Origin of the sequence: Streptomyces sp. NPDC045431 (assembly GCF_040646655.1) — a bacterium.
Lineage (GTDB): Bacteria > Actinomycetota > Actinomycetes > Streptomycetales > Streptomycetaceae > Streptomyces.
In genome coordinates this window covers 1-10,848 of sequence record NZ_JBEZAQ010000014.1, presented here as the reverse complement: position 1 = coordinate 10,848, position 10,848 = coordinate 1, and the positions used below count along the sequence as shown (strand labels likewise).

Genomic DNA, 10,848 nt, shown 5'->3' with positions numbered 1-10,848 from the left:
ATGACCCCTCATTCCCTTGCCGTACGCCGGGTGATCGGCTGGCTGACCAGACTGAGGAGCACCGTACCGAGGAGCACCGTGGCGAAGGCCCGCAGCCGTTGGTGGTTCGTTCCCGCGGCCGTGCTGCTCGGCATCGCCTGCGGTGGCGCGTACGGCCTGTTGAAGACCCCGGAGTACGCGGCGACCAGCCATGTCGTCGTCGTGGCGGCCGAGGGGTCCGACCCGGCCGGGGCGATGGGGCTCGCGCAGGCGTACGGGCGGGTCGCCGCCGACATCGCGGTCGCCGGCGACGCCCAGGTGGAGGCGGGCGTGACGGCGGGCACCCTGCGCGCGAGCGTCCAGGCGGCGACCTCGCCCGACGCGCCGATGATCTCGCTCACGGGACGGGCGGCGGACCCGGCGACCGCGGCCGCCCTGGCCGACAGCGTGGCCAGGGCCCTCGTACGGAAGGGCGGCCACACCGAGGAGAGCACCGGCGTGAAGGTGCTGCAGTTCACCCGGGCGGCCCGGCCGACGAGCCCGGTGTCGCCGTCCGCGCCGCTCGCCGCGCTCGTCGGCGGCTGCGCGGGCGGGCTGCTGGGCGGGCTGGCGCTGCTGGCCCGGCCGCGCGGGGGCCGAGGGGCCGGGCACGACCGGCACCCGGCTTTGCCCGGCCCGGTGCCGCCGCCGGCGCCGCATCCGTCGGCCGCCACGCGGCCGGAGGCGGTATGAGCTGGGAGACGACCGTCTGCCGGGACGGCGAGGAGTTCGGCCGGCTCGCGGGCGAGTGGGCGGACCTGTACCGGCGGTGCGAGGCCGCCACCCCGTTCCAGGCGCACTCCTGGCTGCACTCGTGGTGGGTGTCGTACGGCACCCCGGGCCGTCTCCGCCTCGTCCTGGTACGCCGGGACGGGCGGCTCGTCGCGGCGGCGCCGCTGCGGCTGGTGCCCGGCCCGGTGCCGGTGCTGACCCCTCTGGGCGGGACCATCACCGACTTCTCGGACGTCCTGGTCGACGACGCGTGCGCGCAGGCCGTGCCCGAGCTGGCCCGGGCGCTCGGCGCCCTCGCCCGTACCGCTGTGCTGGACCTGCGGGAGGTACGCGCGGGGGCGGCCGCCGAGCGGGTCTACGCGTGCTGGCGCGGCCCGCGGCGGAGACTGCCCGACTCCATCTGCCTGGAGCTGCCCGCCCTCACCATCGACGGACTGGTCGAGCGCCTCCCGTCGGCGCGGGCGCAGCGGTCCCGTTCCAAGCTGCGCAAGATCGACAGGCTGGGCGTCCAGCAGCGTGTCGTCCCGGCCGCGGAGGTACCGGTGGCGCTGCAGCGGCTCCTGCATCTGCACCGGCGGCAGTGGGCGGGGCGCGGGGTGACGGCGGAGCACCTCAGCGCCCGGTTCGCCGAGCACCTCGAACGGGCCGTGCGGCCGATGGTCGAGTCGGGCAACGCCATGGTGACGGAGTTCCGCATCGGCGGTGACGTGGTCGCCGCCGACCTCACCCTGATGTCGCCGCGCCTGTGCGGCGCCTATCTGTACGGGGCCGATCCCGCGCTGCGCGCCGGCAAGGTGGACGTGACGACGATGCTGCTGCGCAACTGCGCGACCGAGTGCAGCGCGAACGGCCGGGCCACGCTCAGCCTGCTGCGCGGCACGGAGCCGTACAAGCGCCAGTGGCGCCCGGCGCCCGTCCGCAACCAGCGGCTGCTGCTGGCGCGCCGCCGGATGGCCCCCGCCCTGCTGCTGCGGGCGGCGTACGCGGGCGTCCGCGGCTGGGCGGCGGACGTGGCGCGCGAGCGGCGCGGCGAGGGCTGAGCGGGTCAGGCCCGGCTGAAGTGCACCCACTCGACGGGGACGCAGAGCGTGGTGCCGAGCCATTGGCGGATCCACGGGCCGAGGTCCATCACCCGGCACGGGGGCGGGGCCGGTGTCACGGGCGGTCCCGGTTCGACGGGCACCGGCTTGGGCTCCACCGGCTCCGGTGGGGGCGTCGTCCCGCCCCCGGGCTCGGTCTCGTCGGGCTTCGGCTGTGGCTTGGGCAGCGACAGCTTCGTACGGAACACCTCCGACGACTTCGGGTTGTCGTCGCACTGCCAGACGCCGTGCGGGCAGTAGTCCGTGATGGTGTGGTACAGCGGTTTGTGCTGGTCGATCCACTCCAGCATCCGCCGCATGAACTCGGGATTGTCGCCGTTGCGGAACAGGCCCCACTCGGGGTACGAGATCGGCTTTCCGCGGGCCGCGGCGAATTCCACGTGATGGCGCAGCCCGTAAGGCTGCTCCACCATCTCGTCGAAGGTCTCGCCCGGCGGCTGGTCGTAGGAATCCATCCCGACGATGTCGACGACGTCGTCCCCGGGATAGCACGCGGTCCACGGAATGGCGTCCGTCCCGCGGCTCGGCGCGAAGTCGAACCGGAACCGCTGGCCCGGCACGGCCCGCATGGCGGTGACGATGCGCCGCCAGTACGTCTTCCACGCCTCCGGGTCCGGCCCGCACCGGTGCGTGTACGTGATGCCGTTCATCTCCCACCCCAGGACGAGGACGGTGTCCGGCGCCTCCAGGCGTACGAGCCGCTCGGCGAGCGTCCGGAAGTGGTGGTCGAACGCCCCTGCCGCGCCGAGCCGCAGCATCTGGCGCACGACCGGGTCCGGCAGGCGGTCCTCGTTGCGGGGCAGCATGGGGACGTTGAGCACGAACAGCCGGTCCTCGCGGGCGCGCCGCCACTCCGCCCACGGCTGCAGGAAGCCGGGGAGGCCCTCGATGTTGCTCCACAGGTCGCCCGGCAGGTAGGTGTGACCGACCCTCAGCTCGGTGCCGCCGAGCCACCGCTGCAGCTCCGTCATTCGCCGGATCCCCGGCGGGCCGTAGTGGAGGTACGCGCCCAGCGCCGGGGCCGGTGATGCCGGAGAGGGGGCCGGCGGCTCGGCGGCGTGGGCCGGAGGTGTCACGAAGGCTCCCGAGACGAGGAGACCGGCGGCGAGCGCCGTCGGCCATGTACGCGTTCTCCGCTTTTTCCGATCGGCCATGTCTGCTCCTTCGCGCGGCACGGCACCGGGGCCGTCCGTCGGATGGATCAAAAGTATGACCAAGGGGCCGATCGGGAATGCGGGTCCGCCTTTCCGTAGACCGTTGGTGGAATTCATCGCCCGCTTGGGGCAGCGGAGCCCCGCGGACGCACGAAGCCGGCCCCGGATCAAGCGTCCGGGACCGGCTTCGGATCTCGCTGACCGATCGGGGCAGAGGCGCTACATCACGCCCGCCGCGCTCACTTCTCCTTGTCGGAGCCGTCCTTCGAGGAGTTGATGCAGACGTTCCCGAAGGCCGGGTTGAGCAGGCCGACGATGTTGACCGTGTTGCCGCAGATGTTGATCGGTACGTGGATCGGCACCTGGACGACATTGCCCGAGAGGATCCCCGGGCTGTTGACGGCGACACCCTTGGCCTCGGCGTCAGCGGCGGCGGGCGCTGCCGCGCCCAGCGCCATGACCAGCCCGGCGATGGCTACCGCAGCCTTCTTGCACTTCATAGTTCGGCTTCCTTTCCGCAGGAGGAAGTCATGCCACGGATTTCGTGACGATCGAGCCCGTGATGAGGGGCTCGGCTTCCACTGCGAAAATCAGAACGAATGTGAAAGCGGAAAGGCGTTATTGAGGCTGATTTCCGCACTGATTCACTCGAATGCGAACCCCGCACCCCGGCGAATGGCTCAACGACTGGGCCAGACGGGGCGGGAGATCAGGGCCTGCCATTCGTGGTCCGGAACTCCGGGGACCGCACGCCCCTGCGCTCTCCATTCGCGCATCAGCGCGGAATAGACGGGCGACGGTTCGGTCCCCGTCGCCTGCCTGCTCTGTGGAATGAGGGGTACGCGCTGCCATTTCCCGGAGTGAGGAGCCATGCCGGACCTTTCCGTTCACAGCCGTGGCGAGGCTCTCGCATCATGTCACAGCCACCCGCGCGAAATGTGCGGAAGTGCCACGAAGCGCAGGCCGAAGTGGTCGAGCGTGTGGGGCAGCGGCCGGTCGGGCCGCAGCAGGCCGGGCCGGTACGGCAGGTAGGTGTGGCGCTCCAGCAGCGCGGCGAGCGTCGTCGAGGCGACCAGCAGCACCAGGTCCTGGCCGGGGCACTCGCCGGGGCCCGCGCTGAACGGCATCAGCGCCTCGGTGTCCTGCGCGGTCCCGTCCAGCCAGATCTCCGGCGTGAAGCGGTCGGAGTACGGCAGGGCCTCGTCCCGGTGGAAGAGCGGCGCGTAGATCAGGAACTCCGTCCCGCGCGGCAGGGTCTCCCCGCCCCAGACGGTGTCGCGGACCGACTCGCGCACGAGGCACGGCGTGGTCGGCCACAGCCGTACGGACTCCAGGACGCAGGCTCGCGTGTACGGCAGGAGGTGCGGCTCGGTGAGGTCGGTGACGGCCATTTCGTTGCGGATCTGACCGGTCTGCCGCTCGTGCGTGGCGAGCACGGCGAGGGTGCGGAACGCCGCGACGCCCGCCGCATCGAAGGCCGACAGCCAGTGCGGCACCTGCCCCACCGGGTCCGCGGCCCCGCCGCCCGCGCCTTCCGCCGCCCTCGCGATCTCCACGGCGAGGCTGCCGGGTTCCGCGTGGTCCAGGTGGTCGCGCAGCCGGCGCTCGACACGGTCCCGGAGCCCGGTCGGCGCCCGGGTGGAGCGCAGCCGCCCCAGCGCCGCGCTGAGGTCGGTGTCGTCGCGGGCGGCGTCGCCGAGCACGACGCGCCGCGCGGTGCGGTCCCATGCCTCCCGGAACGCGCTCCAGCCGATCTCGCCGTCCCCCGCGGTCGTCGCGCCGAGCAGCCGCCCGGCTTCCTCCCGTACCGCCCGTACGAAGTGCGGAGCCAGGCTGTGCAGCTGCTGGCCGTACTCCAGCACGCCTTCGTTGAACGCGCGCCGCTCGTCGCGCCGCGTCCCGTGCGAGGTCAGCACGCCGTGCGGCTGGAAGTGCGCCGTCAGGGCGCTCGTCGGGCGGGTGGCCGGGGCGTACGGGTCGGGCGTGCCGTCCAGGACGTGCCGGGCGTCCCCGGCGTCGAGTACGACCGCGAGGCGCCGCCCGGCCAGGTCGAGCCGCAGCGGGCCGGGGCCGTACCGGTCGCGCAGCGCGGTGAGGAGCCCGGTCGCGCGCCGGTCGGCCGCGCACCGCTCGGCGAGCGCCATCCCGGCGCGGTGCCGGGCGGCGCGGCCCGCGGTGAGGGCCGGCGCGATCACCTGCGCGGCGACCCGGGCGGCGTCCCGCCCGCCGGCCCGCGCGGGCGTGTGCGCCGCGCGCGCCCTGACGTCCGTACCGGGGCCGCTGGCGGGGTCCGTGCTGGGCATGCCCCCCGGGTGCCCGTGCGGGCCACCCCGAAACGATCGCCCGCCCCCGGCGGTACGGGGGCGGGCGATGGGTCGGCGCGGGGTTCAGCCGCCCGTGGTGGGGCCGCCGCTGCCGAAGCCGCCGCTGGGCGCGCCGCGCCACTTCCGGTCGTCCTCGGTCCGCGGCGACGTGTCCGGCTCCGTGTTCTCGTGCCTCAGCTCGTACGGCATCACCCGGTCCTCACGTTCGGACAGCTCGGCCGGCCTGCGGTAGCCCTCGGCCTCACCCGGCAGGCCCGCGCCCTCCGGCCGGTGCGGCTGTTCCTCGGCTGTGGGAGGGGCGGGCTCCCGCGACCGGATGCGCCGGCCCAGCCAGAACGCGCCGATCAGGAACCCGACGAGGATGATCCCGGCCACGAGCGGGCCGATCCCCACAAGATGGTCCCTCTCGGCCAATTCCATGCTGTACGTGATGAGAGCGTCCATACCGCATGTGTACCCGCTGGGGGCGGAGTCAGACAAAGACAAAACTATGGTCGTAAAAACGGTGAGTCCGTCTTTTCCTGATTGAGCTCTTCGAGTGACAACGCGCAACTGAAACCGCTCTGGGCTGTTGATCAGAACGACCCAAGCACAGGGTCTCTCGACGAGAAGGATGGACCATGATCAAGAAGGTTCTGGCTACCGCCGGCGTCGCCGCGGCCGTCCTGGGCGCCTCTGCTCCGATGGCCGCCGCGGTGGGCGACCACGGGGTGGACACGCAGAACGGCAACTTCGCCACCCAGTCGTACGGCAACACCTACACCGGCGGCTACATGAGCCCGCAGATCGGGCTCATTCAGGGCTCGCTCAACAAGCCCTGCGTCGCTGTGCCCATCCAGGACGTCCAGAACATCGTGGCCCTGATCAACATCGGTGTTCAGGACATCCTCAGCGACAAGCAGAACCAGCAGTGCACGGAGAACTCCACGGCGGTCAGGGGTGACGCCCCCCTGTCGCACATCCTCGAGAACGTCCTCTCGGAGAACGGCGCCGCCTCCGTCGACTAAGACGTGTGGCCACCGGTCCGCGAGACGTCCGCGCGGGCCGGTCCCCTCCGCGGCCACCACGGCCGCACGCACGAAGACTTCAGTAACCGCACGGCGCCCTCCCCGAGTGGGCGCGGCAGGACGACCCGAGCAGCGGGTCTCTCGACGAGAAGGATGGACCATGATCAAGAAGGTTCTGGCTACCGCCGGCATGGCCGCGGTCGTCCTGGGCGCCTCCGCGCCGATGGCCGCCGCGGTGGGTGACCACAGGGTGGACACGCAGAACGGCAACTTCTCGAAGCAGGTGTACGGCAACACCAAGACCGGTGGCTACATGAGCCCGCAGATCGGGCTCATTCAGGGGACGCTCAACAAGCCCTGCATCGCTGTACCCGTCCAGGACGTCCAGAACATCGTGGCCCTGATCAACATCGGTGTTCAGGACATCCTCAGCGACAAGCAGAACCAGCAGTGCACGGAGAACTCCACGGCGGTCAGGGGTGACGCCCCCCTGTCGCACATCCTCGAGAACGTCATCTCCGAGAACTTCAGCGCCGCCGTCGACTAAGACGCGCCCAGCCTGTCGGTGTGACCACAGGGGCGGGCCCCGCATCCGAATCCACGGATGCGGGGCCCGCCCCCCTTTTCCGTCCCGGTGGTCCGGTCCGGTCTGTCCGGGCGCGGTGCTCACTTGGCGTCGGCGTAGCACTCCACCGTCGCCGTCGTGAACGGAAACCGCACCGGGGTCTCCCCGAACGCGATCCGCCCGGCCGTGTCCCCGGCCGCGCGGATCGCTTCGGCGACCGCCGGGGCCTCCTCGGCCGGGCAGTGCACGATCACCTCGTCGTGCTGGAAGAACACCAGCTCGGCCCGCATGTCCGCCAGCGACCGGCGCAGCGCGGCGAGCATCAGCAGCGCCCAGTCGGCGGCGCTGCCCTGCACCACGAAGTTCCGGGTGAACCGGCCGCGCGCGCGGGCGTTCACCGAGGCGTAACCCGGGGTGAACTCGCCGTCGGACAGTGGTTCCTCGGTGCCCTCCTGGGGGAGGCCCGCCTCGTCCGCCTCGGCCGCGCCCGCCGCGCGGGGGCTCGTCCGGCCGAGCCAGGTGCGCACCAGGCGCCCCTCCTCGCCCGCCTTCGCCGCGTCGTCCACGTACGCCACCGCCCGGGGGAAGCGACGGCGCAGCGCCGCCAGGTTCTTCAGGCCGTCGCCGCTGGTCTGTCCGTAGATCGCGCCGAGCAGCGCCAGCTTGGCGTGCGTCCGGTCGCCGGAGAAGGCGCGGTCGGACAGGCGCGTGTAGAGGTCGTCGTCGTGGCCCGCCACCTCCATCAGGCCCGGGTCGCGGGAGATGGCCGCCAGCACGCGGGGCTCCATCTGGTCCGCGTCCGCCACCACCAGCCGCCACCCCTCGTCGGCGACGACCGCGCGGCGGATCACCCGGGGGATCTGGAGCGCCCCGCCGCCGTTGGTCGTCCAGCGGCCGCTGACCGTGCCGCCCGGTACGTACTCCGGACGGAAGCGGCCGTCGTGCACCCAGTCCTGGAGCCAGCCCCAGCCGTGGGCCGTCCAGATCCGGTACAGCTTCTTGTACGCGAGGAGCGGCTCGACCGCCGGGTGGTCGAGCTTCGCGAGCTCCCAGCGGCGCGTCGAACGCACCTTGACCCCCGCTTCCGCGAACGCCCTGACCACCTCGGCGGGCAGGTCCGGGCGCACCCGGCGCCCGAAGGCCGCCGACACCTCGTCCGCGAGCTCCGCCAGCCGGCGCGGCTCGCCCCCGCCCGCGTACCGCTCGCCCAGGAGCTCACGCAGCAGCGCCCGGTGCACGTCGGCCCGCCACGGCAGGCCGGCCCGGGGCATCTCCGCGGCCACCAGCCACCCCGCCGACTCGGCCGCGGTCAGCAACCGCATCCGGCCCGGGTGCTCGGCGGCCTCGTGTCTTCGCCCCTGGTCCGCGTACACCTCCAGCAGGGCCTCGAAGGGGAGCGCCGGCGGCCGCGGCTCGAACAGCGGCGCCTGCGACCCGGGCTCGGCGGCCCTCGGCGGCGGATCGGACGGTACGGGCAGGCCGTGCAGCCGCGCCCACGCCGCGGCCGCGGAGCGCGGCTCGCCGAGGCGCCCCTCGTGGCCGAGCAGCAGCTGCTCGGCGGCCTCGATGTCGTAACACCGCTCCACCCGGACGCCGGCGGCCAGCAGCCGGGGGTGGAGCGCGGCCGTGGAGCGCCACACCCAGCGGCCGGCGTGCGGGCGCGAGCGCACCGCCTCGACGAGGTCCGGCTCGGTCAGCACGGGCCCGGCGGGCAGGCCGTCGCGCCCGAGGGGGGCGAGCCGCGCCCCGCCGCCCTCGGTGCCGTCGACGAGCCAGCGTTCGTTCACACCGGCGAGTCTCGCACCCGGCACTGACAATCCCGGGTGCCGGTAAGGTGGCGCGGAATTCCGGGACGGACGAAGGGTGACTCATGGCGCGTGCCGGGCTGACGGCCGACCGGCTGACGCGGGCGGCGGCGGATCTGGCGGACGAGGTGGGCCTGGACAAGGTCACCGTGTCGGCCCTGGCGCGGAGCTTCGGAGTCAAGGACGCGAGCCTGTACTCGCACGTCAAGAGCCTCGCCGACCTGCGCACGCGGGTCGCGGTCCTCGCCGCACGCGAGTTCGCCGACCGTCTCACGGCCGCGGTGGCCGGCCGCGCGGGCGGCGACGCGCTGCGGGCCTTCGCCGACGCGTACCGGGCCTTCGCCCTGGAGCACCCCGGGCGGTACGCGGCGTACCAGCTGCGGCTGGACCCGGCGGTGCTCGCCGAGTCGCCCGGCCACCTGCGCTCCATCGAGACCACGACCGCCGTGCTGAGCGGCTACGGGCTGACCGAGCCGGACCTCACGGACGCGGTCCGGCTGCTGCGCAGCACCTTCCACGGCTGGGCCGGCATCGAGGCGGCGTCGGGCTTCGCCCACCCGCGCGACGTCGACGCGTCCTGGCGGCGCGCGGTCGACGCGCTGGACGCGGTGCTGTCCCGCTGGCCGGCGCCCGCGGCCTGACGGCGGTTGTCAGTGGTGGCTGCCACCATGGTGTCCGGTGGTGAAGCGGCTGGTGGTGAAGCGGCTGGTGAGGAGGCACGTCGATGTCGGTGGGGCACATGGGCGGATGGGCGCGGGTGAGCCGGGCCGTCGGTGAGCGGCGGCCATGAGCACCGCGGTCGACAAGGCGCTGGCCGCCGCCCTGTACGCCGAGGGTGACGCGGCCCTCGACACCGGCGCGTCCCTGCTCGCCGCCGAGCCCGCCGCCGACGCGGAGCTGGCGCGGCGCGGCGAGGAGTTCGTACGCCGGGCCTGGCAGCGCGGCTGGCAGCCCGCCGACGTCGTCCGGCTGGTGCGGCGTGATCTCGACGAGCACCACGTGCGGCTGGTGTCGGAGCTGATCGCCGCCGAGGCACGGGCGTACGCCGAGCCACCGCCCCGGTGGGCCGCGCAGCTCGCCGAGCTGCCCGCCGGCCCCGCGTGGCGCGCCGACCGCTTCTCGTACGCCACGGCCGTGCTGGAGCTGTACCGGCTGCTGGCCCGGCTGCCCGCGATCGAGCCGGTCGGCCCCGCGCCGGGCGCCGCCGTGCCGCACACGGTCCCGGTGCACGGCGAGCCGCGCATGCTCGCCCGGATCCGGGCGCTGCTCGCCAAGGCGGAGGCGACGGGGTACCCGGAGGAGGCGGAGGCGTTCACCGCGAAGGCGCAGGAGCTGATGGCGCGCCACAGCCTCGACGAGGCGGCGCTCGCGGCGCGCACGCACAGCGCGGACGCGCCCGCCGCGATACGGATCGGCGTCGACGCGCCGTACGAGACCGCGAAGGCGATCCTGCTGGACGCCGTCGCGGCGGCGAACCACTGCCGGGCCGTGTGGAACGAGGCCTTCGGCTTCTCGACGGTCGTCGGCTACGAACCGGACCTGGAGGTCGTCGAGCTCCTCTACACCTCGCTGCTGGTGCAGGGCACGGGCGCGATGACGAAGGCGGAGGCCGGGCAGAGGGCGGGCGGACGGAAGCGGACGAAGACGTTCCGGCAGGCGTTCCTGCTGGCGTACGCGCAGCGGATAGGCGACCGGCTGGCGGTCACGTCGCGCCGCGTCGCCGCCGGCGAACCGACGCTGCTGCCGGTCCTGGCCGCGCGGGACGTGGCGGTGACGGCGCAGACGGACCGGATGTTCCCGGCGACGACGACCACGCGCGTGCGCGGCGCGGTGGACGCGGCGGGCTGGGAGCACGGCCGCGACGCGGCCGACCGGGCCCGGACCGACCCTCCGGGAGGCGCGCTGCCCCGCTAGGCGTGCCTGGGGTTTGGCGTTCGTGCCGGTGGGGCTTCGCCTGGTGTGGTGGCTTGCGTCCGGTGGGGCTCTGCCTGGGGTGTGGTGGCCCGCGTCCGGTGGGGCTCTGCCTGGCGTGGTGGCTCGGGCCGGTGGGCTCCGGGCGGGTGCCGGGGGTTCCGGTGGGGGGTGGTCGGACTCTCGTTCACCGCGCTTCGCGCGAGTTCAGTCGTTTGACGTCCGACCACCC

General features: G+C 73.6%; 11 protein-coding genes. 6 read left to right on the top strand and 5 right to left on the bottom strand.

From position 1 onward, the window contains the following. Both AB0A69_RS24570 and AB0A69_RS24565 read left to right on the top strand, forming a co-directional pair. On the top strand, positions 1-711 hold the full coding sequence (locus AB0A69_RS24570) for a lipopolysaccharide biosynthesis protein (protein ID WP_361425880.1): 711 nt from the start codon (positions 1-3) through the stop codon (positions 709-711). Beyond that, positions 708-1,790, top strand: coding sequence for a GNAT family N-acetyltransferase (locus tag AB0A69_RS24565; RefSeq protein WP_361425877.1), 1,083 nt, complete (start codon positions 708-710; stop codon positions 1,788-1,790). Before AB0A69_RS24570 ends, AB0A69_RS24565 begins: the two co-directional genes overlap by 4 nt. A 5-nt stretch (positions 1,791-1,795) precedes the next feature. Here AB0A69_RS24565 and AB0A69_RS24560 read toward each other — a convergent pair whose 3' ends face one another. The 4 genes from AB0A69_RS24560 to AB0A69_RS24545 all read right to left on the bottom strand — a co-directional run bounded on the left by AB0A69_RS24560 (position 1,796) and on the right by AB0A69_RS24545 (position 5,772). Beyond that, the gene (locus tag AB0A69_RS24560) at positions 1,796-3,004 is read right to left on the bottom strand and encodes a glycosyl hydrolase (RefSeq protein ID WP_361425874.1); all 1,209 of its coding nucleotides are present in this window, start codon (positions 3,002-3,004) and stop codon (positions 1,796-1,798) included. 239 nt (positions 3,005-3,243) lie between these two features. After that, complete coding sequence (locus tag AB0A69_RS24555; RefSeq protein ID WP_361425871.1) at positions 3,244-3,504, bottom strand: chaplin; 261 nt, start codon at positions 3,502-3,504, stop codon at positions 3,244-3,246. Between the two features lie 417 nt (positions 3,505-3,921). Continuing rightward, positions 3,922-5,307 (bottom strand): cytochrome P450, encoded by a 1,386-nt coding sequence (locus tag AB0A69_RS24550; RefSeq protein ID WP_361425868.1) that lies wholly within the window; start codon positions 5,305-5,307, stop codon positions 3,922-3,924. An 84-nt stretch (positions 5,308-5,391) separates the two neighbouring features. Continuing rightward, complete coding sequence (locus AB0A69_RS24545; RefSeq protein WP_361425865.1) at positions 5,392-5,772, bottom strand: DUF6479 family protein; 381 nt, start codon at positions 5,770-5,772, stop codon at positions 5,392-5,394. A gap of 176 nt (positions 5,773-5,948) precedes the next feature. On the opposite strand from AB0A69_RS24545, the gene AB0A69_RS24540 reads away from it, so the two are divergent. Both AB0A69_RS24540 and AB0A69_RS24535 read left to right on the top strand, forming a co-directional pair. Next, the gene (locus tag AB0A69_RS24540; protein WP_361425862.1) at positions 5,949-6,335 is read left to right on the top strand and encodes a rodlin; all 387 of its coding nucleotides are present in this window, start codon (positions 5,949-5,951) and stop codon (positions 6,333-6,335) included. Positions 6,336-6,495: 160 nt separating this feature from the next. Then, positions 6,496-6,882 (top strand): rodlin, encoded by a 387-nt coding sequence (locus AB0A69_RS24535; RefSeq protein ID WP_361425859.1) that lies wholly within the window; start codon positions 6,496-6,498, stop codon positions 6,880-6,882. 119 nt (positions 6,883-7,001) lie between these two features. On the opposite strand, the gene AB0A69_RS24530 is transcribed toward AB0A69_RS24535, so the two are convergent. Next, positions 7,002-8,687, bottom strand: a complete 1,686-nt coding sequence (locus tag AB0A69_RS24530) for a bifunctional 3'-5' exonuclease/DNA polymerase (RefSeq protein ID WP_361425856.1) — start codon at positions 8,685-8,687, stop codon at positions 7,002-7,004. 83 nt (positions 8,688-8,770) lie between these two features. On the opposite strand from AB0A69_RS24530, the gene AB0A69_RS24525 reads away from it, so the two are divergent. Together AB0A69_RS24525 and AB0A69_RS24520 are read left to right on the top strand one after the other, a co-directional pair. Further along, positions 8,771-9,346 carry a WHG domain-containing protein gene (locus AB0A69_RS24525; RefSeq protein WP_361425853.1) on the top strand — a complete coding sequence of 192 codons (576 nt, stop codon included), beginning with the start codon at positions 8,771-8,773 and terminating at the stop codon, positions 9,344-9,346. Between the two features lie 145 nt (positions 9,347-9,491). Continuing rightward, positions 9,492-10,619 (top strand): DUF2786 domain-containing protein, encoded by a 1,128-nt coding sequence (locus AB0A69_RS24520; RefSeq protein WP_361425850.1) that lies wholly within the window; start codon positions 9,492-9,494, stop codon positions 10,617-10,619. Positions 10,620-10,848: the final 229 nt, after the last annotated feature.